The organism is Selenomonas ruminantium subsp. ruminantium ATCC 12561, from assembly GCF_000424065.1.
GTDB classification, from domain to species: Bacteria; Bacillota; Negativicutes; order Selenomonadales; family Selenomonadaceae; genus Selenomonas_A; species Selenomonas_A ruminantium.
Window position 1 is genome coordinate 84,378 of record NZ_AUJE01000004.1, and the last position, 26,706, is coordinate 111,083.

Below are 26,706 nucleotides of genomic sequence, written 5' to 3' on the forward strand. Positions count from 1 at the left end.
TGCACATTGTCCATGATATGCTTATTGCAGAATTTTAACGGACAAAATTTTTTTCCTATTGCAGAGAAAAAACGCCATCATTGCAGAAAAATAACATCCACAGGTGCAGTATGCTTGATTTTATTGCTGTCACGCACCTTTTCCCCAGCAAATCAACAAGTTATCCACAGCTTTATCCACATATCTCCATCATTAACGGTTATTTTTCTGCAATCGCCGTCAAAAATCTGCAATCCCACCGTTATTATTCCGCAATATCTCCGTTAAAAATCTGCAAAGGCGTTATTTTCCTGCAAATAAAGGCCCTATTTTCGCCGTGCGGCGTGGTCTGCCATCAGCCGCCTATATATTGACTTAACTTTTATGAAATCCAATAAGGCAAATAAACGCCCCCTAAGAATAAATCATACGCGCAAGGATTAGGCCTGTTTTATCCTTTGACCGCGCTTAATTGCAGATATTTAACGTGCTTGCTTACGCCGCCAAATTTTGCTAATGTGTTTAACACGAGGTGAAAACATGACCACTCCCCAACAGTTAGAACTGCCCTTTTTCTCGTCCATACAATACGCTGCGGCCTATCCGCTCAGAGCTACCTCCAAGCTGGAGAACAATGTCTACTCCGCAGTCCGCTATACCATTCAGCAGATGGTCTACTCCGGCGCAGAGTTTGAGGTGGACAAGAACATCCATATTCCCATTGATGTCCGCAGTGAAGCCAAGCTGCGCAATATTGACGATTGGTTCACGCTCTACCGCAATATCGAACGGGCGATGAACAAGGTTTCCAAAAATGCTTACAAGGAGCGCATTATCCTTGATAATGCGGAAGACAAGGAAAAATACATTGAAGCCGCCATTGTCACCACTACGCATTACAATGCGGAAAGCGGCGTTATCACCGTGACCGTCAATGCCGATTTCGTCAAATACTATGTCGCCATGCTGCTTTCCCGCCCGGAAATTCAGGTGCCGCGGGAATTTGATGCCTTTGCCCGTTCCAGCTACACCTATCCGTTTTCCCGCTGGCTTTTTGGTCAGATTGCCATATTGCAGAAAAATAACGAAAATCCTCCCTATAAAATCTCGATTTCCCTTGAAGATTTGATGGCCTTTGTGCCACCGTCCTCTGCCTCTATCCGGCCATCTTCCTACAGCCGGGATATCATCTCCTCCGTCATTGAAGATATGAATGAAAACGAGTTCTGTCCTGTGACGATAGTAAATCCCCATGATATCGTGTCGCGCCGCACAGGACGCCGTATTGCCGAATTTACTTTTGAAGTGGAAATGCGCCCGTTGGGCGCCAATAAATATCCCTTGCTTACAGCTATATCAGGCAGCGGCCTGCTTAACGAAAGCAGTGTGCCGTCCCGCGATTATCTGCACAAACGCCTGCAGAAGCTCGGCTTTGCCGAATCCTCATGGAGCAAGCTGGACAACCAGCCTGCCGTTTGCTGGAAAGTCATTCTCTACACGCTGGTCAAAGTCAAGGAACACGCCCATGATGCCACGCCATTCAATCCCGGTGCCTACATTCAGGGCATGTTGAAACGCCGCTCGGAACAGGCATTGTTGAAGGACAAAAACATAAAGAGCCTTGCACTGGATGTCCTGCGCAAAGCTCCTGAATACGTTGATGAAGTTATCATTGCGACAGCCGGTGTACGCACTGCCGCTGACCAATTTCTCGCTATGGCTATTCAAAACCGTCCTGTACCGAAACAAACTGCCAATAACAATCCATTTTTGCGGGAATATCTGGCTAAACACAAGGATGTAACAAATTGACCATAACCAACCAACAGGAAAAGCCCTGCGAACAAACTTCGCAGGGCTTTTCGGGAATGAATATATAATGGAATGTGTATGTAGACTACTACTGGACTTATCTTAGGCGAAAAGACCAACAGCGTAGCCAGCAATGCCAAGGGCGAAGAGGCCCAGGATGATAACCAGCGGGTTAACGCCTTTCTTTAGCAGGTACATGCAGGCAAAGGTCATCAGCAGAGGAACAATGCCAGGCATAAGGCTGTCGAGGAGGCTCTGAACCGTGGTAACAACCTGCTCACCCTGGCTGTTCGTATAAGAGGACAGTACCAGAGGCATGTTGACCGTGGTCCATTTTGCTACGAGAGCACCCATAACCAGAAGACCGAGTACGGAGGAACCTTCCGTGAGGTAACGCATGCGGTTGCCGCCTACTTCGTTTACGAGTTCCGTACCTTTATCATAGCCGTACATTACGCCGTACCAGTTCGTGAGCAGGCGAATAACGTTGAACGCGATGAAGAAAATCAGCGGACCAACCAGGCTGCCCGTCAGAGCAACACCAGCACCGAGAGCGGCGAGTACCGGACGGAGCGTGCCCCAGAAAATCGGGTCACCGACACCAGCCAGAGGACCAATCAGACCTACTTTAACGCCGGACAGAGTGTCCTCACCGATATCAGCGCCATTGGCCTTCTTTTCTTCCATTGCGGCAATGATACCCATAATCGGGGTTGCCAGGAACGGCTGCGTGTTGAAGAATTCGAGGTGACGTTTCAAGGAACGCTTGTATTCTTCCGGGTCATCTTTATAGAGTTTCTTGAGTGCCGGAATCAGGGACACGCAGAAACCGATAGCCTGCATACGCTCGAAGTTGAAGGAGCCGAGCAGGAAGTTGGAACGGATAAAAATCGATACGAGATCGCCTTTAGTGAGCTGTTTTTCCATGAGTCGAACCTCCCCTTACATCAAATCAGAATCGTCAATCGCATCCAGCGGGTCACTGGAGCCGCCAGCAGCTGCGCCGTTCAGTTCGCGCTGCAGACCACGGATATGGAAGAAAGCAGCGATAAGACCGATAGCACCGAAACCGATGAGGTTGACGTTGGTGAATACAGCGATGAGGAAGCCGAGGAAGAAGTACGGCATGAGGGACTTAGCGTTCATCATGTTGATAACCATTGCATAACCAACAACGACGATGAAACCACCGGAAACCTGCAGACCGCGAGTGATTACTTCCGGAATAGAAGCCAGCATGGAGTTAACCGTGTCCGTACCGGCAACAGCAGCAACGATAGCAGCCGGAACAGCTACGCGGATACCCTGCAGCAGCAGACCGCCGATATGGCACATTTCAATACCGAAAGCATTGCCTTCCAGAGCAAATTTATCAGCTAAATGCTGGAAGAATACGGTGATGGTACGAACGAAGATGGTGAGAACCTGACCAGCAGCGGCAAGAGGTACGGCCAGTGCGATACCAGCGCCGATGGACTGATGGCCAACGATTACGAGGATTGCGGAAACTACGGAAGCCAGAGCCGCATCCGGTGCCATTGCTGCACCGACGTTCATCCAGCCCAAAGCCAGCATTTCCAGCGTACCGCCAAGGATAATACCCGTCGTCATATCACCTAAAACAAGACCAACCAGCGTGCAGGCAACCAGTGGACGATGGAACTGTGCTTCGTCGAGCACACTTCCCATACCAGCGATGGCGGCCACCACGATGAGCAGAATAAATTGTACACTCGTCATAATGAATTAATCCCCCTTCGAGATTCCTGATGATAATTCCCTGAATGAATTTACGCGATTAAGCCAAACCTTTAGCTTTCAGCGCCGACATCAAATCGCCTTTTGGTTCGCTGGCGAGCTTGCGGATTTCCACTTCGATGCCCATTTCCTGCAGTTCGAGCAGAGCCTTGACATCGTCCGGATTTACCGCAACAGCGCTGGAAATCAGCGTATCGCCATCTTTGTAAGTCATACCGCCCAGGTTGACGGACTTGAAGGGAATACCGCCCTTAACTGCACGAACCACATCAGCGGGCTTCGTGAACAGGAACAGCGTCTTGAATGCATCATACTTCGGGTTCTTGTAAGCTTCGCAAGCCTTTTCCACAGGCACAACGTAAGCTTTGATTCCCGGAGGAGCAACCTGCAGCAGGAGCTTCTTTCTCATTTCGTCCTGAGCAACTTCATCACTGCAGCACATGATACGGTTGCAGCCCGTTACCTTCGTCCAAACAGTTGCGACCTGACCATGAATCAGACGATCATCAATACGGCAAAATGCGATTTCCATAATTCATTCCCCTTTCGGAATTCCTCTTGCACGATTTTCCCCAATCGATGCAAGATAGTTAAGCTTTGTTTTTTTCTGACAATAAGAATTATAATAGCAAACTCGGTCAAAGTCAGCTGAACTATGTCACAACTTTATAAATAATTGCATGACATTTGTCATAGATAGCGTTTACTTCAATAAAAAATAAATAAAAATATTGCTATCATCCATTTTTCTTATATAATGAAGACAGAATAATAACGAAGGAGTGGTTGCTGTGCGCCTGTTAAAAGCCATGCAGGAAGGAGAGCGTTTTTCCTCCACAGAGGAAAACATCGTCGAATATATCTTAGCCAACCCCGCCCAGATTTCGGAAATGACGACCCGCGAACTCGCCGAAAAAACTTATACCAGTCCCGCCGCCATCTTCCGTCTGTGTCAGAAACTGGGGCTGAAAGGCTATAATGAATTCAAGATAAAATTCACCAGTGAGGTAAACCGGACGCTGCCCTGCGGTGCTCATATCATGCGCCGCCCCATCACGGACAAGGACTCCACCTCCGATATCATCCGTATGCTGGCACAGCTCGAAATCGAGGCCATCGAAGAAACGAAGAATGAAATGGACACCGACCAAATGGAACGGATAGCAGGCATCCTGGATAAAGCGTCCATCATCGACATCTATGCCTACGACCAGAATTATTCACTCGCCCAAATGGCGGTATATAACTTCCTGCAGGTGAAAAAAACCGCCGTAGCCCATAACTCCCTGAACAGCCAGCTTTGTGCCGCACTGGTCGCAGACCCCAGTCATGCCGCTATTATCATCAGCCGCTCCGGTATCAATCAGCGTCTGATTCGCACAGCGAAAATCCTGAAAAAATGCAAGGTCAAAACGATTCTGCTCTCCGTAAACCGTGAAACAGAACTGGCCGGACTCTGCGATGAATTTCTCTATGTAGCCAATACGCTGGAGTATTTGGATATGGGCGGCAATATCTTCAGTGTCGGCGCCCGCTATTACTTTGATGTAATGGTCAGTATGCTTCTCTCCCGCCATTTCAAGGATGTAGAAAACTTCTATACAGAATTTGAGAATTACCTTGGCCATCCCGATGACAAAAATCGTTTATGGTAATCCTAACAAAAGAATAAAAAACCGAAACGCTGTTTCACGCGTTTCGGTTTTTTTATTCTTTTTTTGAAACACCCGACCGCAATCGTCTGAATCTATTGAAACAACATAAAAGTGATGATATAGTGAACTTGTCTTAAGGCAAACGCATTTATTCAGACGTTTTACAAAGGAGTTATCAAAATGAACAAACAAGAGATGTTCGATAAGTTCATCGAGTTCATGGGGCGCTTCGCGGAAATCCGTGCTGTAGCTGCTCTGCGCGATGGCTTTATCATGACTACCCCCTTTACCATCTGCGGTTCGGTGTTCCTGCTGCTGGCCAACCTGCCGATTCCGGGTTATGCCGAATTCATGGCCGGAATGTTCGGCCCGAACTGGACTGACCCGTTAAATGCTGTTTCCGGTGCTACATTCAGTGTTTTAGCCCTGATTGCCGTTCTAGCCATCACTTACAAATATGTAGAAGGCGAAGGCTGCGATGCCATGATGGCTTCGATTCTGGCCCTTTCCACTTTCCTGATTCTCCTGCCACCCTCTGTGGCAGCCGAAGGCGGTGCTGTTGTGGACAACATCATCCCTAAAGCCTGGGCAGGCAGTAACGGTGTTATCACCGCAATTCTCGTAAGTTTCGTTGTTTCCTGGGTGTTCTGCTACTGTGAGAAGAATCACATCGGCATCAAGATGCCGCCCGCAGTTCCCGGTGGTGTAGCCAAGGCTTTTGAAGCCCTGACTCCGGGCATGATTCTCTTTACCCTCGGCGCTATCATCTATGGTCTCTGCCACTTCATGGGCGCTACGACTTTCCCGGAACTCATCTTTGCACTTGTACAGACTCCGCTGCAGGGTCTTTCCGATACGCTGATTGGCGGTTCCATTATCGCCGCTCTCCAGAGCATCCTGTTCTGGGCTGGTATTCATGGCCCCAACGTGGTTGGCGGTGTGGTAAACCCCATTCTGATTGCCAACTCGCTTGACAATCAGGCTATCCTTAACGCAGGTATGAGCCTTGCAGGCAATCCCGATGCAAAAATCATCACGATTCAGGTTACCGATGTATTCATCAAATCCGGCGGCTGCGGCATCACGATGGGTCTTTTGATTGCCAGCTGGCTCTCCGCTAAGTCCTCTCAGATGAAATCCATTACGAAACTGGCTACAGTTCCTGGTCTCTTCAACATCAACGAACCGGTTATCTTCGGTCTGCCGATTGTATTCAACCCGTTCATGCTCGTTCCGTTCGTACTCGTTCCGCTGCTCGCAATTGTCATCACTTATGCGTCCATCGCCATCGGCTTTATGAGCCCGTTCAGCGCTGTACAGATTCCCTGGACGACCCCGCCCATCATCGCTGGTCTTTTGTTAAACGGCTGGCAGGGCGCAGTTGTACAGATTATCGTCATCGCCATGAGCACCGCTGTGTACTTCCCCTTCGTCCGCGCTCAGGACAAAGCGATGCTGGCTGAAGAAATGGGTGATGGCAGCAATAACCAGGAAGAAGACGGCTCCCCCGTTCTGCATAACTAAAAACAATTCATTTATATATTTGAAAGGATGATTCATTATGAAAAAGATTACGTTACTTTGCGCCGCAGGTATGAGCACCAGCATGCTGGTTAAAGCTATGCAGAAAGCTGCTGCCGATGAAAACTTTGAATGTGAAATCGCCGCTTACCCCACTTCCGAAGCCAAAGAAAAGGCCGCCGGTTCTGACGTAGTTCTCCTTGGTCCTCAGGTTCGTTTCCAGAAAGCCAAGATTCAGGAGCTTCTGCCCGGCATTCCCGTGGATGCTATCGACATGCGCATGTATGGCCGTATGGATGGCGCAGGTGTATTGAAATTCGCCAAGGAAAAAATGAACGCATAATCGAACGAAAGGTTGTCTTTGACTATGGAAGAATTAGAACTTATTGCCTTTAAAATAATTTCCAGTGTAGGCACAGCCCGCAGCTGCTATATCGAAGCCATTCAAGCGGCTAAAACCGGCGACTACGAGCAATCCGCAAAGCTGATTGCCGAAGGTGACGAAAGCTTTGCGCTTGGTCACGATGCCCATGCCGGCCTGCTGACCAAGGAAGCCAACGAAGGTCAGGGCAGCGCAGTATCCCTGCTCATCCTGCACGCAGAAGACCAGTTGATGAGCGCTGAGGCATTCAAGACCATTGCACAGGAGTTTATCGACACGCATAAACGCATTGATGCACTGGAAGCAAAGTTAAACTAATAATATCGACGATTATCTTTTCACGGAGGTTTTTCATTATGGGTTTTCCAAAAGGTTTCTTATGGGGTGGCGCCGTAGCTGCCCATCAGCTGGAAGGCGGCTGGCAGGAAGGCGGTAAAGGCGTCAGCGTTGCCGATGTCATGACCGCAGGCCGTCATGGTGTTCCGCGCGAAATCACGGATGGCGTACTGCCGGGCAAAAACTACCCCAATCACGAAGCCATTGATTTTTATCATCATTATAAAGAAGATTTGGCTCTGCTGTCGGAAATGGGCTTTAAGTGCTTCCGCACCAGCATCGCCTGGACGAGAATTTTCCCCAATGGCGATGAGTTAGAACCAAATGAAGAAGGCCTGAAATTCTATGATGACCTCTTTGACGAGATGCTCAAACATGGCATTGAACCTGTGGTTACGCTGTCCCACTTTGAAATGCCTTACCATCTGGTAACGGAATACGGCGGCTGGCGCAGCCGCAAGCTGGTGGATTTCTTCGTCCGCTTCGCCGTAACCTGCTTCAAGCGTTACAAAGACAAGGTTAAATTCTGGATGACCTTCAACGAAATCAACAATCAGCGCGAGGTCAACGTCCCCTTTACCGCCTTCACCAACAGCGGCATTCTCTATGGCGAAAACGAGGACAAATACGCTACCCTGTTCCAGGTTGCACACCACGAGTTCCTCGCTTCGGCTAAAACCGTTATCGAAGGCCACAAGATTAATCCGGATTTCAAGATTGGCTGCATGCTGGCCATGAGTCCGGTATATCCGGAAACCTGCCGTCCCGGCGACCAGCTGGCTTCCCTCAAAGAGATGGATAAGAGCTTCTTCTTCGGCGATGTTCAGGCACGCGGTCACTATCCGTCCTATATCCTGAAACTTTGGGAGAACAAGGGCTATCATGTGGAAATGGAAGATGGTGACTTAGACATTCTCCAGCAGGGCAAGGTTGATTATTTCGCCTTCAGCTACTACATGAGTCATGTAACCACCTCCGTGGAAGAACGCAAGGAAAACCTGCAGGGTGGCTTTGCCGTAGGTGTCAAGAACCCCTACATTCAGGAATCCGACTGGGGTTGGCCGATTGACCCGCAGGGACTGCGCTATATGCTCAATGTCCTGCAGGAGCGCTATGAACTGCCGCTGATGATTGTCGAAAACGGCATCGGCCTCCACGAAACGGCCCCGCAGTCCGGCGAAATCCAGGATGATGAGCGTATCAACTACTTCCGCGCCCACATCGAGGAAATGAAAAAAGCCATTGATGAAGACGGCGTAGACCTTTGGGGTTACTGCCCCTGGGGCCCAATTGACCTGGTATCCGCTGGAACCGGCGAAATGGAAAAACGCTATGGCTTCATCTATGTAGACAAAGACAACGAAGGTAAAGGCACCCTGAAACGTGCCCGTAAAAAATCCTTCTACTGGTACAAGAAAGTCATTGCCACGAACGGCGAAGATATCGCCTAAGGCAGAATAAAAAATCCCGTGAACGACAAACCGCCGTTCACGGGATTTTTGCATATTAACGATTATTGATATTTCATTGCTTCTGCTTTGGCCAATTCATCACAGCGTTCATTCTGGGCAACGCCTACGTGCCCCTTAACCCAGTGAAACCGCACCTGATGGGCGCTAAAAGCCGCATCGAGCTGCTGCCATAAATCCTGATTCTTCACCGGCGTTCCGGCCGCCGTCATCCAGCCCTTGCGCTTCCACCCGGCCAGCCAGTTTTTCGTAAAGGCATTCTTGAGGTACTGACTGTCGGTGTAAAGGTCAATCAGCGAACCGTTCCGCGCAAAGGATAACGCCTGTAAGGCCGCGGTCAGTTCCATGCGGTTGTTGGTCGTTGACGGTTCCCCACCGTGCAGTTCGGTGAGCTTTCCTTCCACCTGGTCGGCGATTACCGCGGCCCAGCCACCGGGGCCATCGGGATTGCGCAGACAGGAACCATCCGTATAGATGATGTAATCTGCCGCATCGTCCATATTTACTGCAGGCTGCTCTGCGGGCGGCGCTGCTGCTGCCTTGCCTCTGCCATAAGGCGGCACATAATCCAGATTCAGCCATTTTGTCGCCTCATTCGGGTCAGTGAACCCCTTAAACCGTGCGCCCGGAAAGCCATCGACCTGTGCCTTGCACTCTGCCCATGTCGTAAAAATTCCCGTTTTGCGCCCATTTCTCACCGCATAAACTTTTTTTCCTGCCATTGTTACTCCTATCTTTCCCGCCAAATCCAAATGCGGTCATGAAGCTTTGCTTTATGCAGAGCTTCATTCATCACATCGTAAGCCAACTGGCTCACATCGCCCTGCGTAGAATATTCATCGTTGAAATGCCGGGAAGCGCCCTTGCTGAACACTTCGTCCTTGGATTTATCAAAACCGACAATCTCCACTGCGGCATAGCTGTGAACAATATACCTGCCCCAACGATGCCAGCTCATAGTCTGATACTGTTCATAGCCGGTCAGCACAGGGATAACCACCAAATCCGCATTTAATTTTTCCGCAACCGGACGCATGATATCCTTTAGCTTTACCTTAGAGGCAGCGCTGGCCCTTGCCTCCTCCAAGGCCGCCTGACAATCCTTCTCCGGAATGTAATAGACGGCATTCAACGTGCCATTCAACGGTACATGCAGACTGCGGTCAACAAGCGTTTCCAATCTATCCTGTACCTCCTGCGCCGGCGTCATATAACTCTGCACGAGCAAGGGAAACTGTGCCACCCGCAAAGGAATACGCTCCGCAGCCCAAGCCTGTACAGACAATATACACAAAAATAACGTCACCAGCAAGGTAATTTTTCGTTTCACGCTGCCACCTCCAAGCCTCCAACATTTTAGTGGATGGACTTCTTCTTGAACCTGCCGCCGACAATATCATGGACGGCATTAATCGTAACAAAGGCGTTCTCGTCCTTGTCGAGCACGATTTCCTTGAGCTTATCGACTTCCAGACGCGTGACCACGCAGTACAAAACTTCCTTGCTCTCGCCAGTGTAGCCGCCAGCACCATGCAGCAGCGTAACGCCGCGCCCGAGCCGGTCATTGAGGGCCGAGGTTATCTCATCATGCGCGTTGGTGACAATCATCACCGCATAGGATTCATCGAGCCCCTTGATGACCACATCGATCATCTTGGAAATAACGAAGTACGCGACCAAAGAGTACATGGCCTTGTCCCAACCATATAAGAGACCTGCACTGGACAAAATAAAGAGGTTGATAAACATAACTACTTCGCCGACCGAGAACACGGATTTCTTATCCATGATGATGGCGACAATCTCCGTGCCGTCCAAACTGCCGCCCGCGCGGATAATCAGCCCCACGCCCAAACCGTCAATAATACCGCCAAAGATGGCTGCCAAAAACGGGTCATCCGTCACCTTTTGCAGCGGCTCAAAAACCTCTGACCAAACGGCCAGAAAGCAAATGGCCACCAAGGTCGCAATCGCAAAATTCTTGCCAATTTGCTTATACCCCATAAACAAGAAAGGAATATTGAGTATTACCAAGAAAACACCTAAGCTGATGCCCGTTATGGTTTCCATCATAATGGACACACCCACAATCCCGCCATCAATGACGTTGTTGGGAATCAAAAACTCCTCCAGCCCAAAAGCGGCGATAATGGCTCCCACAAAAATCATGGCATACTTTTTCACATAAAAAGAAGTCTTACGATGTTGACCGATTATCTGTTTCGTATTGCCATTTTCATAGCCTGCCTGTTCTTCCATACGCCTCACGCTCCTGTTTTTATTCTATATTCATTATATATTATTAGGTAAATGCAGACAATAATCCTCTTTTTCATGTTTTTTCTGTATCACGCTAAAGTACATTCGTATTTTGTCGGTGGTTTTTGGCGGGATTTAGCAACTTTTTGCTTGTTTTTTCGTGTCTTTGATTGACTTTGACGGACTTTAGTTGTATGATATAGAAAACGTCAAATTTAGGAGAGTGATAGCCATGCTGACAGAAGAACGCTACGCTACAATTTTGCGCATCCTTGAAGAAAAAAAGGCTGTTACCGTCCTTGACCTCACTCAGGCTTTAGGAGCCTCAGAATCCACGGTACGCCGGGATCTGGCTGCCCTGCACAAGAGCGGGCGCCTATACAAAGTATACGGCGGGGCCACTTCCCTCGACAACAATTACAGCAGTGCCGAGGAAGACATGAAAACCAAAAACGATTTATTCCCTGAGGAAAAAATCGTTATTGCCCGCAAAGCAGCGGGACTCATTAAACCCAAAGATTTTGTTTACCTCGATGCTGGAACCACCACCCTGCACCTGATTGACTTTCTGACGGAAACCAGTGCAGTATTCGTCACCAACGGCATGCAGCATGCCGCCCGCCTGTCCGCCAAAGGCTTTAAGGTCTTTATCATCGGCGGAGCGGTGAAAGCCATCACCGAAGCAGTTGTTGGCACCGAAGCAATGGAAAGCCTCAAGAACTATAATTTCACCAAAGGCTTTTTCGGTACCAACGGCATCAGCCCCAAATCCGGCTTTTCTACCCCGGATGCAGATGAAGGCACAATCAAGAGTGCCGCCCTGCTCCGCTGCAAAGAAGCCTTTGTGCTGGCTGACCGGTCGAAATTCAACAAAATTTCCCCAATTACCTTTGCCCACCTTTCCAGTGCCACCATCATTACGGGACACTTGGAAGATAAAAAATATCGTGATTACACCACTATAATTGAAGGAGAATGAAAGATGATTTACACTGTAACCTTCAATCCATCTTTGGATTACATCGTCCGCCTCGACAACTTCACTGCCGGCGAAATCAACCGCGTGAACTACGAACAGGTCTTAGCTGGCGGCAAGGGCATCAACGTGTCCATCGTGCTCAAGAATCTCGGCCACGACAATGCTGCTCTGGGTTTTGTCGCTGGTTTCACCGGCGAAGAAATCAAGCGCCAGCTCAAAGATTTTGGCGTGACGAGCGATTTTGTGCAGCTCGATGAGGGATTTTCCCGTATCAATGTCAAAGCAAAAGCTAAGACGGAAACGGAAATCAACGGTCAGGGCCCGGACATCAGCGAAGCCAAGCAGGCTGAACTCTTTGCCCAGCTCGATAAACTCGTCGAAGGCGACACGCTGGTACTGGCAGGCTCCATTCCGAAGACGCTGCCGGATGACATCTATCAGCGCATCATGGCCCGCCTTGACGGCAAGGGTATCCGCATCGTCGTTGATGCCGAAAAGAAACTGCTCTTAAACGTGCTGCAGTATCATCCGTTCCTCATTAAACCCAACAATCACGAACTGGGCGATATGTTCGGCGTGAAACTCACCACGGACGAAGAAATCATCACCTATGCCAAGAAGCTGCAGGAAAAAGGCGCACAGAACGTGCTGATTTCCATGGCTGGTGACGGCGCTATCCTCTTGACGGCTGAAGGCAAGTCCTTCAAGTGCCCGGCACCAAAAGGCAAGCTCATCAACTCCGTAGGCGCTGGCGACTCCATGGTAGCCGGTTTCATCACGGGTTACATGGAATCGGATGGCGACTTTGAAACGGCCTTCCATTGGGGCGTAGCCACGGGCTCTGCTTCGGCCTTCAGCGAAAACCTCGCTACCCGTCCGGAAGTTGAAGCGCTCTTAAAGACCATCGCCTAAGCTTAAATTTATTATAATTCCTTTATCGTTATCCAAACATTGGGTTTTCGCCTTTAAGGCATTATTCATAATTACTTTATAAAAGGAGAGAACATTATGCGTATCACTGACCTGCTCAAGAGCGATAGCATCGTTCTAGGCGCCTCCCCTGCGGACAAAGCGGCCGCAATCAATCAGCTGGCTGACCTTATGGAAGCCGGCGGCAACCTGTCCGACAAAGAACAGTACAAAAAAGATGTATTCGCCCGCGAAGCATCCGGCACCACTGGCCTCGGCGACGGTATCGCCACTCCCCATGCCAAGAGTGCTGGTGTAAAGGCTGCCGGCCTTGCCGCTATGACGGTTCCTGCCGGTATGGATTTTGAATCCATGGACGGCCTGCCGAGCCGCCTGTTCTTCATGATTGCTGCTCCGGACTCTGCCAATGACGACCATCTGGCTATCCTGTCCAAGCTGGCTACCATGATTATGGACCCGGACTTCAAGGAAGCCCTGATTGCCGCTAAGAGCAAAGATGAATTCCTGAAGCTCATCGATGCCAAAGAAGATGGCAAATTCGTAGCTCCGGCAGCAGCAGAAGCAGAAGAAGCTGCTCCGAAAGCCGACCACATTCAGGTACTGGCTGTTACGGCCTGCCCCACGGGTATTGCCCACACCTTCATGGCTGCCGAAAGCCTCGAACAGCATGCCAAGAAGCGCGGCATCACCATCAAGGTTGAAACCAACGGCTCCGGCGGTGCCAAGAACGTACTGACCGCTGAAGAAATCGCCAAAGCTGACGCCATCATCGTCGCTGCTGATAAGAACGTCGCTATGGCCCGTTTCGATGGCAAGCCGACCATCATCACCAAAGTTGCTGACGGCATCAACAAGGCAGACGAACTTTTAGACCGTGCCCTGTCCGGCAACGCGCCGATTTACCATGCTTCCGGTTCTAATGCCGAAGAATCCGCTGCTGATGTATCCGGCGAAAGCCTCGGCCGTCAGATTTACAAGCACCTCATGAACGGTGTCAGCCACATGCTGCCCTTCGTTGTTGGCGGTGGTATCCTGATTGCCATGGCCTTCCTGTTCGATGATTACTCCATCGACCCGAGCAAATTCGGTTCCAATACGCCGCTGGCTAAGTTCTTCATGGATATCGGCGGTGCATCCTTCGGCTTCATGCTGCCGATTCTCGCCGGCTTTATCGCCATGTCCATCGCTGACCGTCCGGGCCTTGCTGTAGGTTTCGTCGGCGGTGCGCTGGCTGGCACTACGGGTTCCGGCTTCCTCGGCGCTCTCGTAGCTGGTTTCGTTGCTGGTTACACGGTAAACTTCCTGAAGAAAGCCTTCTCCTGCCTGCCGGAATCTCTGGACGGCATCAAGCCCGTTCTGCTCTATCCGTTCTTCGGTATTCTGATCATCGGCTTCATCAGCATGTTCATCATTGCTCCGCCGGTTGGTGCAATCAACACCTGGCTCGTTGACACGCTGAAGAACATGGACCCCAACGCCCGCATTATGCTGGGTATCGTCATGGGCGGCATGATGGCTATCGACATGGGCGGCCCCATCAACAAGGCAGCTTATGTAACGGGTACTGGCCTGCTCGCTTCCGGCGAATACCATGTAATGGCCGCTGTTATGGCTGGCGGTATGGTTCCGCCTCTGGCTATCGCCCTTTGCACGACCTTCTTCAAGAACCGCTTCACGGAAAGCGAACGCAAAGCTGGTATCACCAACTATGTCATGGGTATGTCCTTCATCACGGAAGGTGCTATTCCGTTCGCCGCTGGTGACCCCCTGCGCGTGATTCCGTCCGTATTCATCGGTTCCGCTACGGCAGGTGCCCTCTCCATGGCCTTTGACTGCACCCTGCGTGCTCCTCATGGCGGTATCTTCGTCGTACCGACCATCGGCAATGCCGGTATGTACATCGCCGCTATCGTTATCGGTGCTGTAGTCGGCTGCGCTGTACTGTCCGTACTGAAAAAGCCCATCAAGGACTAATACTAACGAGTAAAACATAGATAAAGCCTTCCCCTCTGGGGAAGGCTTTATTCTAAATTTAAGGAGGCTTTTAACAGATAAAATAAAGTTATAAATAGTTATAAAATATTCTTGATTATATTACAACGTATTGATACAATAGTATTGAGGTGATGAACTTGGAATACTATACTATCAACAAGTTTGCTAAAATCGTCGGAGTCACCCCGCAAACCCTGAGAAATTGGGACAGGAGCGGAAAACTCCATCCTCATCACACTTCGTCAAACGGCTACAGATATTACTCAGAAGACCAATTAAATGCTGTGACGGGCATTCAAACGGCTCCTAAAAAAGTTATCGGCTATTGCAGAGTATCAAGTCCCAAGCAAAAAGACGACCTTGAGCGACAGATAGAAAATCTGAGAACATATCTATACGCACAGGGGCAGCCCTTTGAAATAATCATTGACGTTGGTTCTGGAATCAATTACAAGAAGAAAGGTTTACAAGACCTTATTCGCAGGATTGAGTCTAATCAGGCCGAGAAGGTAGTTATCCTTTATAAGGACAGGCTTTTACGCTTTGGTTTTGAGCTTATCGAAACTATTGCCGCTATACATGGCTGCAAGATAGAAATAGTCGATACTACACAAAAAAGCGAGCAACAAGAACTTGTCGAGGACTTGGTGCAAATAATTACAGTGTTTAGCTGTAAACTCCAAGGAAAGTGGGCACATAAGGCGAAGAAGATGATTCAGGAATTAGTTGGTGGTGATTCAGATGATAAAGTCGGTCAGAATACGGCTGTTGCCGAACAACAAACAGAAAGCTAAACTGTTTCAGTTTGCGGGAGCTTCGAGGTTTGCCTATAACTGGGCTTTAGATAAGCAGATGAATAATTTTTGGGAAGGCAGAAAACTTCAGAGTGATTATGACCTCCGCAAAGAATTCACTGTTCTGCGAAATTCAGGAGAAAAACCTTGGTTGCTGGACATATCCAACAATGTCACTAAGCAGGCTATTAAGGACTTGTGTATAGCATATAAGAACTTCTTTCGTAAACAGAAACAGCCTGGATATATCAAGTATAGCCCTAAAAAATTGGCTTATCTTGCTCGTATTGACAAGAAACCAACAGCCTATGATATGAACGGGCACCCAAAATTCAGAAGCAAAAAGAATGGCGACTTTCGTTTCTATCAGGACAATGTAAAGATTCAGTTCACCAATACACATGTCAAACTGGAGAGTATTGCGGGCAGCAAGAAAAAGAACCGTCAACGGCTCAACTGGATAAGGCTTGCCGAAAAGGGCAGAATTCCTGTTGGTATGAAATACACCCAACCGCGAATAACTTTTGACGGTGAAAACTGGTGGCTGGGAATTGGCTTTGTAGTCAAGCATAAGTTAAAGCCAATGCGAGGGCTAAAATTTGTCCGCAAACAGCCGAAACGTCCCTACACCGAGGGAGTTGGTATTGATTTAGGTATCAAGGACTTAGCGATAATCTCGGACTCCACAGTAGTCAAAAATATCAATAAGTCCCATACAATAAAAAAACTCAAAAAGAAACGGCGCAGGTTGCAGCGTCAGGTATCTCGTAAATACCAGATGAATAAGAAAGGAGATAGTTACTGCAAAACAAGCAACCTTATAAAAAGTGAAAAACAACTTTTACGAATAAATCACAGGCTGGCAAACGTCAGAGTCAATCATGTACATCAGGCGACGAGAACGATTATAAACCGAAAGCCAAGGTTTATATGCCTTGAAGACCTGAATGTGCAGGGGATGATGAAGAATAAGCACCTGTCTGAGAAGTTGCAGGAACAGAATCTTTATGAATTCCGCAGACAGATTGAATACAAGGCGCATTGGGCAAAAATTCCCGTGGTTATTGCTGACCGCTGGTACCCTAGTTCTAAGACTTGTATTGAATGCGGATATGTAAATAAAGACCTGAAGCTGTCAGACAGAACTTATGTCTGCCCGCATTGTGGTAATGTGATAGACCGTGATTTCCAGGCGGCGTTGAATCTTGAACGCTATGGAGAAGTGGAACTATCTAAATCTGCATAAAGACACCAACAAGTCAATGCAGATATGTACCGATTCGTTAGTCGGGAATTTAAGCCTCTGGAGCATTACATCAAACGTGATTAGCCTGTTCTTCGGGACGGCAAAAGCGGATGCGAAATACCTCTTTCGAGGAAAGAATGAGGAATGAAACGTAAAAGTTAGCTTTTCTTATGAAAATTTATAACTTTTTGTAAGTTTTCAGTAACGGAGTTATGCTAGACCGCCTGTTTAAGCTGCGTGACCGGAATACTTCGGTACGCACAGAAATTTTTGCCGGGCTGACCACGTTCATTGCCATGGCTTATATTGTTTTTGTCATTCCCCACATGCTCACGGATGCTGGAGTTCCCCAGGAAGCATCCATCGCCGCTACCATTCTGATTACCGCCGTTTCCACCCTCTTTATGGGTGTACTGGTCAATTACCCAGTGGCTCTTGCCCCCGGACTTGGTCTTGCGGCCTTCTTTTCCTATTACGTCTGCGGCAGCCTGCACCTGCACTGGACAGTAGCCCTCGGCGCCGTCTTCTTTTCGGGTATCGTATTTTTGCTTTTAACCTGTGGCGGCATCATGAAAGCCATCATTCATGCCGTACCAGATACGCTCAAAGCGGCCATCACAGTCGGTATCGGCCTGTTTATCGCCTTTATCGGACTCAAAAATGCCGGTGTCCTGCAATCTGACCCGTCAACCTTTGTCGCGCTCGGTGATGTTACCCAACCGGCGCCTGTCTTTGCGATGTTTACGCTAGCGCTCACGATTATTCTCATGGTGCGTGGCGTGCAGGGAGCTATCCTCATCAGTATTGGCGTGACCACGCTGCTCTCCATGGCCCTGGGGTATTCTCCCATTCCCCACGGCATCAACGATATTATCAGCTTCGATATTCCCTCGGTGAGCGGTTCCTTCGTCCAGTTCGATATTGCAGGTGCTTGGAATTATGGGATAATCTCCATCATCTTCACCTTCACCATGGTGGAACTGTTCGATAATATCGGCACGCTTATCAGTCTTACCCGCCGGGCCAATATGGTGCAGGAGGACGGAGAAATTCCCGGCCTCAACAAGGCGCTGACCATGAACGCCTTCGCTACAATTGGCAGTGCGTTTGTAGGAACCTCCACCGTAACCACCTATCTGGAAAGTGCTACGGGTATTGAAGCCGGCGGCCGCACGGGTCTTACCGCTGTTGTCACGGCACTGGGCTTCCTCTCCCTGCTGCTCTTTGCTCCACTGATTGCCTTGGTGCCCAGCTATGCGACAGCCTCTGCGCTGATTCTCATCGGTGCTTTGATGATTTCTTCCGTCAAAGACATTGATTTTTCCGACCTCACCGATGGTGTCCCGGCCTTTCTGACCATCATTATGATGCCACTTACCTACAGCATCGCCAGCGGCTTTGCCTTTGGCTTTATCAGCTATGTTGTGCTGAAGGTATGTACAGGAAGGTATAAAGAAGTCAGCTGGGTTATGGGCGTAATCAGCCTGGCATTCTTAATTAACCTGATTATGCGAGCCTAAATACAACTTCAAATGCCTAAAAACGAATTGACCTGAAAGTTCCTTATGCTGGTCAGCACTGCAGCCTGCAAGGCTGCAGTCAGGGCCTTACCCGTTGCCTGCGCCGTTTCCGTATCGATACTGCCATTTAACAGCCCGCTGTTATTGAGCTGGTTCAACCAGGCGATATTCTGGGCCACTTCATTAATCGCCTGCTGATTCAGGCTTCTCTGCTGGCGTTTATAATAGCTGTACAGATAATCCTGTGTCTTGCGGCGGCTGTCGGCCCAAAAACTGTCCACCAGCCCCAGCTTATACTTCGTCAAATCGTATTCATTAAGCGTCTTGTCCCATTCTTCCTGTTCTTTTTTGACCTTATCCCATACATCCTTATAACTTTCCTCAGCCTTCGTTTCCTTCTCCTTGCTGGTATTTGTACGTTTATAAGACTTATCGGCCAGCTTCTGCAAGGCCAAAAGTGTTTCCAATCCCATCTGCGACATAAAAATGCCCCCTTTCTTTCTTAATATATCGAAAGAAAGGGGGCATAACTTTAATTTTACTCCTCGTCTACGGGACGCAGAGCATTATCCATCGGCGCCCTGGCATAAGGCATAAGCTCTGTGAGCTTGGCCGTCTTTACCACGCCATCCATATTGGTCATAATGATTTCGGGAACATTGAATTCTGCGAGCAGCTGGCAGACAGCGCCATTGGGAACAAAGGGCTCTTCCGTATCCGCGATAATGGCAATCGCATCAAATTCCCGCTTGCCATCAGCCACCGCTCGGTACATCGCCACTTCCTCCGCAAAAACCGACAAGCGGGGAATGGCATTTTCGATGTTGCAGCCCGTATAGAATGTGCCGTCACTAGCCAGTACGCAAGCACCGATAGCAGCCTTCCCATAGGGCACATAGGCGTTATCCATCACCTGCATGGCCGCCCGCACCATCGTATCAATAATCTCTGGATTCATTATCGTTCACTCCTTCTTAGACTCCATCATCTACCGTTACTATTCCCCATTCAAGAGAAAAAATCCTTGTGCACAAGCAAAAAAATTATCAAACCACATCTACCCGGATAACCCCGTCAATCTGTCGCACAGCATCGACGATGATGATGCTCTTGATACTTTGCTTGTTGAAAATCTCCAAATCAATATACATGCTTTTTTCGCCGTTATCGTCCACTTCATCCTCATCAGCCTTGACCTTAACGCCTCGCACCCGCAGCTGCAAATCTTCCAGACAACGGCTTATTCGCATAAGCTGCCCTGGCCTGTCCACCGTATGTATATTGAGCGAGAGATTTTTTTCATGGTCAACCCAGTCATCCAAACGGGAAAGACTTCCCAAGGTTACAAAAACCAACGCCGTACTGATCAGTGCCCCTGCATAAAAACCGGCACCGACCGCCAAACCAACACCAGCTACCACCCAAAGACAGGCTGCAGTAGTAAGACCGGTAACCGACAGCCCTTCCTTCATAATCGCACCAGCTCCCAAGAAACCGATGCCGCTGACCACCTGAGCCGCCAGCCTTGCCGGGTCGGCATTCGTCTTACCTTCTACTTCCTGATACATTTCCACAGACATGACCATAATCAGACAGGAACCCAGACACACCAACACATTTGTACGTAATCCCGCCGATTTTCTGCGGGATTGACGTTCATAGCCAATTATCCCGCCTAAGACACAGGAGAGAACCAGCCTTAGGAATAGTTCCCACTCCGACAGCATGATTCCTCACCTCTTTTCCAGATATAACCATGCTTTATTCTTGTATAAATTCGCGCCGCAAAGCAAAAATCCTGCATGTCTATGGGAAACTCTGTATACAAAGTAACAATTTATCCACATATTAATCCACAACTGTGGATAAGTATGCACATAACATTTATGATTTTCTGTTTCCTACTATAATATATAAGCGTCATGTGTATATTGTTTATTTTATTCTAACCACAATCTGTGGATAATGTGGATAAATCCGTGGATAACCCCATATATTCAGCTTGACAAAGACTGTTCAGCTATATTTTGTGCATTTATCCCCATAATTTCTCCAAAATCCTGTGGATAAATCTTAAACTGTGTATAACGTTACAAAATATCACTTTTTCCACAGGGAAAATGGATTTTTTATTAAGTTTGCATTGTAGTAGCGGACATCACCAGAAACTTCCTGTCCCAGCCAAACCGGACGGGAAAAGTCCGCGCCTTCGTCCGGAAGTTCCACTTCTGCCACCACCAGCCCTTGATTTTCACCAGCAAACACATCAATTTCCCAGAGACGATTTCCATGCTGTTCCAAATAACGCACCTTAGACAGAATCGGCTGTTCAGCCAGTTTCAATAGTTCTTCTGCATCAGCAAGAGGGATTTCGTATTCAAACTCCGCCCGGCTGATGCCTTGATTCTTCCCCTTGATGGTCAGATAGCCTTTATCGCCCTTTATCCGCACTCTGACCGTCCGCTCGGGCACAGTGGACAAATACCCTTGGGCTATTGTTATCCCTGCTGCCTGCGGCTGCCAATTATCCTTCACCAAAAATTTACGTTCAATTTCTTTCGCCATATCCATCAACTCCTTTATATCTTATATTGTAACATTTTTTTCTTATTTCCTCGCTTTTTTCAGATTTGTTTGTTATACTTAATTAGTTTATAATAAATATATGCTACAATAGTTGATATTACATAAAATTTTTGAAGAAATGAGGGTATGATTTTGCAAGATTCCAATATTCCGCCCCGCAAGACCAATAAAAAACGCCGTATTTGGCTTTGGGTACTGATGCTGTTCATCTTTTTGGGTGCAGCTCTAGGCGGCGCTTATTTTGCCAGCAATAGTCTTACGGAAAAGCCTGTGGAAAAAAAGCAAAGTGAGGAACTGATTACCGCTAAAGATAAAGCCACGATTATGATTATGGGGGTAGATGAGCGCGAAGATGATGTAGGCCGCAGTGACACCCTGATGATTGCCTCCATCGACCCCAAGACCAATCAGGCCTCCCTACTGTCTGTGCCCCGCGATACCCGCGTAAAAATCAAGGGACACGGTTTTGACAAGGTAAATGCCGCCTATGCCTATGGCAAGGAAAGACTTTCTCAGGAAACGGTAGAAAATCTTTTGGGTGTCAACGTAGACCACTACATTATCATCAATACCAAATCCTTCAAGAAAATTATCGATGCCGTTGGCGGCATTGATATCGATGTTCCCAAACGCATGCACTATGAAGACCCCTGGGACGACGATGGCGGCCTTATTATTGATTTCCATCCCGGAATGCAGCATATGGACGGCGCAAAAGCCGTAACCTATGTACGCTACCGCGATGAAGAAGGAGACCTGGGCCGTATCCGCCGCCAGCAGGATTTTGTGCGGGCTTTCATGGAAAAACTCGTATCTCCGACAATCATTCCCAAGCTGCCTGCTGTAATCAAGGAAGTTATGGACTCCATTGAAACCGACCTTTCTGTCCGTCAGCTTTTAGAATTCGCCGGAACATTGAAAGAGTCCAAGCACAATGGCCTGAAAACCGATATGGTTCCCGGCAAGCCGCTCTATATCGAGGGTATAAGTTATTGGATTCCCGATTTGAATAAGCTGCGTCTGACCGTAGCCGATACGCTGGGCGTATCCCTGAGCGGCAAGTACAAGACCAAGATGGAAGCGGATATCCGCGAATATGAAAACAGTATTCCTGCCGGTGCCAGTGAAGTTCCAGCCAGCGATACCTCCATCGGCCGTGCCAAAGCTTCCGACAGCAGCAGAAACCGCCGCAGAGAAGAAACTGTGGACAAAGAGAAACGCAGCAGCGAAGACAAAAAGGTTGAACGCACAGAACGTTCCCGCAGTGAAGACCGTGAGGAACGTTCCGAACGAAGCAGCCGTGAGGAAATTGACCGTCCCGCTCGTTCCCAGACTACTCCCACTACGGACAACAGCAGCCCCCGCAGCGACGATTCTACGGCCCCGCCAACCCCTAGTGCAGGGATAAGCAAGTCCCGCTGACACAAAATAAACCAAAAGACCGCTATTTTATTCTGCTCTTGCACAGAATAGGCAGCGGTCTTTGCTATATTTACTATACCTTTTAGTTATTGTATCTATCAATATTTTATATTTGTCTTTTCCCGTAAGTAGTTTATAATGTATATATTACACTTTATATATCTGTACGCCGGAAATTGATAAAAAACGTAAACCACAACATGATAAGTATACAAGGAAGGACGTTTTATTATGAGCAACGTAAATGAAAAAGCTTTAGAGCTGCATAAAAATAATCAAGGAAAACTTGCTGTCCATAGCAAAGTTCCTCTGAAATCCGCTGAAGATTTAACCCTCGCTTATACCCCGGGTGTAGCCGCACCGTGTCTGGCCATCAAAGATGACCCGCGCAAGGCTTATGCGTATACCAGCAAGGGCAATATGGTAGCCGTCGTGACCAATGGTACTGCGGTACTGGGCCTGGGTAATATCGGCGCAATGGCAGGTCTGCCCGTAATGGAAGGAAAGGCCGTACTCTTCAAGGCATTTGCCGGCGTGGATGCCGTGCCCATCTGTCTGGACGCACAGGACCCCATTCAGGTTATCAAAGCAGTACAGTTTATGGCACCTACCTTCGGTGGAATTAACCTTGAGGACATCAAAGCTCCGCAGTGCTTTGATATTGAAAAAGAACTAAAAAAGACGCTGGATATTCCCGTATTCCATGATGACCAGCATGGCACGGCCATTGTGGTGGTTTCTGCCTTGATCAACGCCTTCAAAATCGTAGGCAAGGATTTTGCCACAGCAAAATTCGTCATCAATGGTGCAGGTGCTGCCGGGCAAGCTATCACCCGCCTGATTCACCGTGCCGGCGGGCGCAATATCATTCTTTGTGACTCCCGTGGTGCCATCTATGATGGCCGCCCCAATGGCATGAATCCCTATAAGGAAGACATTGCGAAAATCACCAATCCCGGTCATGAAGCAGGCCCGTTGAATGCCGTTATCCGCAAGGCTGATGTCTTTATCGGCGTTTCCGTGGCAGGCTGTGTAACTCCGGATATGGTGCGCACCATGAAGAAAGATGCCATCGTCATGGGCATGGCCAATCCCGAACCGGAAATCCTGCCCCATCTGGCCAAAGAAGCCGGCGCACGAATCGTCTGCACTGGACGTTCCGACTTCCCCAATCAGGTCAACAACCTGCTGGCCTTCCCCGGTATCTTCCGTGGGGCGCTGGATGTTCAGGCCAGCACCATCAACGAGGAAATGAAGATGGCTGCAGCACAGGCCATCGCTTCTCTCATAAGCCCTGCTGAACTCGATGAAGAACACATCATCGCCAGCCCCTTCAACCCGGAAGTTGCACCAACCGTTGCCGCCGCCGTGGCCAAAGCCGCCCGCAAAACCGGCGTAGCCCGCAACCGCGATATGACACCGGAAATGGTTGCCGCACATACACGGGAACTCTTACAAAATCAAAACGCATAAATAAAAATACCGATTGAATCAGCATTGCGATGTTGATTCAATCGGTATTTTTTATCAAATTCTATGACAGCATACGAAAATATTAGTCTTCCTTCTGCACCAAGGTTGCCATAGATGCTACCTTGTCATTTTCCGCCGTAGTCATGAGCTTGACGCCCTGCGTGTTACGGCTGATGACGGAGATATCGGATACGTTGGTGCGGATGACGATGCCATCGGTGGTAATGAGCATGAGTTCATGTTCCGGACGAACAACCTTGATGCCTACTACCTGGCCGGTTTTTTCCGTGACCTTCATGTTGATAAGGCCCTTACCGCCACGAGTCTGCGCACGATATTCATCGGTGCTGGTGCGCTTGCCATAGCCGCATTCCGTAACGGTCAGGACTTCGGCATTGCGCACGAGGATATCCATGCCAACGACTTCATCACCATCAGACAGGGTAATGCCCTTGACCCCACGCGCCATGCGGCCCATAGAGCGGACATCATCTTCAGAGAAGGCAATCGCCTTACCGAGCTTCGTACCCAGCATCAGATAGCTTTCGCCATCGGTGAATTTAACGCCCATGAGGTCGTCATCATCATCGAGGTTGATGGCGTTAAGGCCGTTCTTGCGCAGGTTGCTGAACTCAGACAGGGACGTCTTCTTCACGATACCCTTGCGAGTTGCCATAAAGAGGTATCTATCCGGGTCAAAGCCCTTGACCTGAATAACCGCCGTAATCTTCTCGTCCTGGTCAAGCTGCAGGAGATTGATGATGGCCGTTCCCTTGGCCGTGCGGCTGGATTCGGCAATCTCGTAAGCTTTCAGGCTGTATACGCGGCCGCGGGTCGTGAAGAACAGGATGGTATGATGGGTTGTGGTAATCAGGAGATTTTCCACAAAATCCGTTTCCTTCGTGCCCATGCCCTTGATGCCCTTGCCACCGCGGTTCTGACGACGGTAGGTATCGAGCGGCATACGCTTGATGTAGTTGTTATGGGTGAGGGTAATCACCACATCTTCCTCGGCGATGAGGTCTTCCACATCGATTTCCGAAGTGTCAATGGTAAGTTTCGTGCGGCGGTCATCACCGTACTTCTCCTTCACAGCCGTGAGTTCTTCCTTGATGATATTCAGGATTTTCTGATTGTCGGCAAGGATGGCCTTGAATTCTTCGATAGCCTTCAAGGTTTCCTGATATTCTTCCTCAATCTTTTCCCGTTCCAGACCGGTCAGGCGCTGGAGACGGAGGTCGAGGATGGCCTGTGCCTGTTTATCGGAAAGCTTGAAGCCTGTCATCAAGGCTTCCTTGGCGATATCCGCCGTGCGGCTCTCGCGGATGGTCGTAATAACGGCATCCAGATGGTCGAGGGCAATCGTCAAACCTTCCAGGATATGGGCGCGGGCTTCGGCCTTCTTCAGTTCGTACTGCGTACGGCGGGTGATGACCTCTTCCTGATGCTTGATGTAGTAATGGAGCACCTGCTTGAGGTTCAATACCTGCGGTTTTCCATCAACCAAAGCCAACATAATCACGCCAAAGCTGTCCTGCAGCTGCGTGTGCTTAAAGAGCTGGTTCAGGATAACATTGGCGTTGGCATCGCGGCGCAGGTCGATAACGATGTGCATACCATTACGGTCCGATTCATCCCGCAAGTCCGTAATGCCCTCAATCTGCTTATCACGCACCAGCTGGGCAATCTTTTCGATAAGACGCGCCTTGTTGACCTGATACGGCAGTTCCGTAACGACGATACGCGGCTTGCCGTTGCTCATGGTTTCAATATGGGCATTGGCCCGCATCTTGATGATGCCGCGCCCCGTCATATAGGCCTGCTTGATACCCTCTTTGCCCAGGATAAGACCTGCCGTCGGGAAATCCGGCCCCTTGATGGCCGTCATGAGTTCCTCAATGGTCGTATCCGGATTATCAATGAGCATCAGCGTGCCATCAATGACTTCCCGCATATTGTGCGGCGGGATATTGGTCGCCATACCTACGGCGATACCAGAAGTACCATTGACCAAGAGCTGCGGGAACTTGGACGGCAATACTGCCGGTTCCTTCAAGGACTCATCATAGTTGGGAACGAAATCTACCGTTTCCTTGTCAATGTCCTGCAGCATAAGCTCGGAAATCTTGGACATACGGACTTCCGTATAACGCATAGCAGCGGCCGGGTCACCATCTACGGAACCGAAGTTGCCGTGACCGTCAGCCAGCATATAGCGCATGGAGAAATCCTGCGCCATGCGGACGATGGCATCATAAACGGACGTATCACCATGCGGATGATATTTACCCAAAACTTCGCCGACGATACGCGCCGACTTCTTGTAGGGCTTGCCGGACCCCATACCTGCTTCCTGCATAGCATAGAGTATACGGCGGTGTACCGGCTTCAAACCATCCCGGACATCCGGCAGGGCACGAGCCACGATAACGCTCATCGCATAGTCGATGTAGCAGTTCTTCATCTCGTGTTCCAGATTAACGGGGACGATTTTTCCCTGTTCAAACTCCACAATCTCACCTCAAAATCTTATTTATCACTAATATCAACTGAAATCTAAGCAAAATTACTAGCTTCTTATTATACCATT

At 49.0% G+C, this 26,706-nt stretch carries 26 protein-coding genes; 15 read left to right on the plus strand and 11 right to left on the minus strand.

The genetic code is table 11. From position 1 onward, the window contains the following. Nucleotides 1-110: 110 nt before the first annotated feature. Complete coding sequence (locus G598_RS20015; RefSeq protein WP_157833259.1) at nt 111-353, plus strand: hypothetical protein; 243 nt, start codon at nt 111-113, stop codon at nt 351-353. A 166-nt stretch (nt 354-519) separates the two neighbouring features. Continuing rightward, the gene (locus G598_RS0103170; RefSeq protein WP_026765714.1) at nt 520-1,791 is read left to right on the plus strand and encodes a hypothetical protein; all 1,272 of its coding nucleotides are present in this window, start codon (nt 520-522) and stop codon (nt 1,789-1,791) included. Between the two features lie 102 nt (nt 1,792-1,893). On the opposite strand, the gene manZ is transcribed toward G598_RS0103170, so the two are convergent. Genes manZ through G598_RS0103185 form a run of 3 tightly spaced genes read right to left on the minus strand, consistent with a single transcriptional unit; the run spans nt 1,894 to nt 4,081 of the window. Beyond that, a complete protein-coding gene (gene manZ, locus G598_RS0103175) occupies nt 1,894-2,718 on the minus strand; it encodes a PTS mannose transporter subunit IID (RefSeq protein ID WP_026765715.1) in 825 nt (274 codons plus the stop codon). A gap of 15 nt (nt 2,719-2,733) precedes the next feature. Next, nucleotides 2,734-3,531 carry a PTS mannose/fructose/sorbose transporter subunit IIC gene (locus tag G598_RS0103180; RefSeq protein ID WP_026765716.1) on the minus strand — a complete coding sequence of 266 codons (798 nt, stop codon included), beginning with the start codon at nt 3,529-3,531 and terminating at the stop codon, nt 2,734-2,736. A gap of 58 nt (nt 3,532-3,589) precedes the next feature. Then, on the minus strand, nt 3,590-4,081 hold the full coding sequence (locus tag G598_RS0103185) for a PTS sugar transporter subunit IIB (RefSeq protein WP_026765717.1): 492 nt from the start codon (nt 4,079-4,081) through the stop codon (nt 3,590-3,592). A 259-nt stretch (nt 4,082-4,340) separates the two neighbouring features. Here G598_RS0103185 and G598_RS0103190 point away from each other — a divergent pair, with 259 nt between their 5' ends. From G598_RS0103190 to G598_RS0103210, 5 genes are all read left to right on the plus strand, one after another. Further along, nucleotides 4,341-5,204 (plus strand): MurR/RpiR family transcriptional regulator, encoded by an 864-nt coding sequence (locus tag G598_RS0103190; RefSeq protein WP_026765718.1) that lies wholly within the window; start codon nt 4,341-4,343, stop codon nt 5,202-5,204. Nucleotides 5,205-5,384: 180 nt separating this feature from the next. Next, nucleotides 5,385-6,728, plus strand: a complete 1,344-nt coding sequence (locus tag G598_RS0103195) for a PTS sugar transporter subunit IIC (protein ID WP_026765719.1) — start codon at nt 5,385-5,387, stop codon at nt 6,726-6,728. 37 nt (nt 6,729-6,765) lie between these two features. Then, entirely contained in the window at nt 6,766-7,068 is a 303-nt protein-coding gene (locus G598_RS0103200; RefSeq protein WP_026765720.1) for a PTS sugar transporter subunit IIB, read from the plus strand. 24 nt (nt 7,069-7,092) lie between these two features. Continuing rightward, the gene (locus G598_RS0103205) at nt 7,093-7,425 is read left to right on the plus strand and encodes a PTS lactose/cellobiose transporter subunit IIA (RefSeq protein ID WP_026765721.1); all 333 of its coding nucleotides are present in this window, start codon (nt 7,093-7,095) and stop codon (nt 7,423-7,425) included. Between the two features lie 38 nt (nt 7,426-7,463). Then, nucleotides 7,464-8,894 carry a 6-phospho-beta-glucosidase gene (locus G598_RS0103210; RefSeq protein WP_026765722.1) on the plus strand — a complete coding sequence of 477 codons (1,431 nt, stop codon included), beginning with the start codon at nt 7,464-7,466 and terminating at the stop codon, nt 8,892-8,894. A gap of 62 nt (nt 8,895-8,956) precedes the next feature. Here G598_RS0103210 and rnhA read toward each other — a convergent pair whose 3' ends face one another. Genes rnhA through G598_RS0103225 form a run of 3 tightly spaced genes read right to left on the minus strand, consistent with a single transcriptional unit; the run spans nt 8,957 to nt 11,171 of the window. Continuing rightward, nucleotides 8,957-9,634, minus strand: coding sequence for a ribonuclease HI (rnhA, locus tag G598_RS0103215; protein WP_026765723.1), 678 nt, complete (start codon nt 9,632-9,634; stop codon nt 8,957-8,959). An 8-nt stretch (nt 9,635-9,642) separates the two neighbouring features. Then, entirely contained in the window at nt 9,643-10,242 is a 600-nt protein-coding gene (locus G598_RS0103220) for a hypothetical protein (protein ID WP_026765724.1), read from the minus strand. Between the two features lie 26 nt (nt 10,243-10,268). Beyond that, entirely contained in the window at nt 10,269-11,171 is a 903-nt protein-coding gene (locus tag G598_RS0103225) for a YitT family protein (protein ID WP_026765725.1), read from the minus strand. 232 nt (nt 11,172-11,403) lie between these two features. On the opposite strand from G598_RS0103225, the gene G598_RS0103230 reads away from it, so the two are divergent. From G598_RS0103230 to G598_RS0103255, 6 genes are all read left to right on the plus strand, one after another. Next, entirely contained in the window at nt 11,404-12,150 is a 747-nt protein-coding gene (locus G598_RS0103230) for a DeoR/GlpR family DNA-binding transcription regulator (protein ID WP_026765726.1), read from the plus strand. 3 nt (nt 12,151-12,153) lie between these two features. Next, nucleotides 12,154-13,062, plus strand: a complete 909-nt coding sequence (pfkB, locus tag G598_RS0103235) for a 1-phosphofructokinase (RefSeq protein WP_026765727.1) — start codon at nt 12,154-12,156, stop codon at nt 13,060-13,062. A 96-nt stretch (nt 13,063-13,158) separates the two neighbouring features. Beyond that, nucleotides 13,159-15,054 (plus strand): PTS fructose transporter subunit IIABC, encoded by a 1,896-nt coding sequence (locus G598_RS0103240; protein ID WP_026765728.1) that lies wholly within the window; start codon nt 13,159-13,161, stop codon nt 15,052-15,054. Between the two features lie 158 nt (nt 15,055-15,212). After that, nucleotides 15,213-15,869 (plus strand): IS607 family transposase, encoded by a 657-nt coding sequence (locus G598_RS0103245; RefSeq protein ID WP_026765729.1) that lies wholly within the window; start codon nt 15,213-15,215, stop codon nt 15,867-15,869. Continuing rightward, on the plus strand, nt 15,817-17,115 hold the full coding sequence (locus G598_RS0103250) for an RNA-guided endonuclease InsQ/TnpB family protein (protein ID WP_026765730.1): 1,299 nt from the start codon (nt 15,817-15,819) through the stop codon (nt 17,113-17,115). Before G598_RS0103245 ends, G598_RS0103250 begins: the two co-directional genes overlap by 53 nt. A 212-nt stretch (nt 17,116-17,327) precedes the next feature. After that, nucleotides 17,328-18,635 carry an NCS2 family permease gene (locus G598_RS0103255; protein ID WP_026765731.1) on the plus strand — a complete coding sequence of 436 codons (1,308 nt, stop codon included), beginning with the start codon at nt 17,328-17,330 and terminating at the stop codon, nt 18,633-18,635. An 8-nt stretch (nt 18,636-18,643) separates the two neighbouring features. Here the strand turns inward: G598_RS0103255 and G598_RS16900 are convergent, their stop codons facing one another. From G598_RS16900 to G598_RS0103275, 4 genes are all read right to left on the minus strand, one after another. Beyond that, entirely contained in the window at nt 18,644-19,117 is a 474-nt protein-coding gene (locus tag G598_RS16900) for a hypothetical protein (RefSeq protein ID WP_037363078.1), read from the minus strand. Between the two features lie 56 nt (nt 19,118-19,173). Continuing rightward, entirely contained in the window at nt 19,174-19,593 is a 420-nt protein-coding gene (locus G598_RS0103265) for a cytidine deaminase (RefSeq protein WP_026765732.1), read from the minus strand. 88 nt (nt 19,594-19,681) lie between these two features. Then, on the minus strand, nt 19,682-20,362 hold the full coding sequence (locus G598_RS0103270) for an MgtC/SapB family protein (protein WP_211221485.1): 681 nt from the start codon (nt 20,360-20,362) through the stop codon (nt 19,682-19,684). Between the two features lie 373 nt (nt 20,363-20,735). Continuing rightward, nucleotides 20,736-21,200: a CYTH domain-containing protein gene (locus tag G598_RS0103275; RefSeq protein WP_026765734.1), complete on the minus strand. Its 465-nt coding sequence runs from the start codon at nt 21,198-21,200 to the stop codon at nt 20,736-20,738. Between the two features lie 147 nt (nt 21,201-21,347). On the opposite strand from G598_RS0103275, the gene G598_RS0103280 reads away from it, so the two are divergent. Both G598_RS0103280 and G598_RS0103285 read left to right on the plus strand, forming a co-directional pair. Then, nucleotides 21,348-22,643, plus strand: coding sequence for an LCP family protein (locus G598_RS0103280; protein ID WP_026765735.1), 1,296 nt, complete (start codon nt 21,348-21,350; stop codon nt 22,641-22,643). Between the two features lie 231 nt (nt 22,644-22,874). After that, the gene (locus tag G598_RS0103285) at nt 22,875-24,116 is read left to right on the plus strand and encodes an NAD(P)-dependent malic enzyme (protein WP_211221487.1); all 1,242 of its coding nucleotides are present in this window, start codon (nt 22,875-22,877) and stop codon (nt 24,114-24,116) included. A gap of 82 nt (nt 24,117-24,198) precedes the next feature. On the opposite strand, the gene gyrA is transcribed toward G598_RS0103285, so the two are convergent. Further along, complete coding sequence (gyrA, locus tag G598_RS0103290; protein WP_026765737.1) at nt 24,199-26,628, minus strand: DNA gyrase subunit A; 2,430 nt, start codon at nt 26,626-26,628, stop codon at nt 24,199-24,201. Nucleotides 26,629-26,706: the final 78 nt, after the last annotated feature.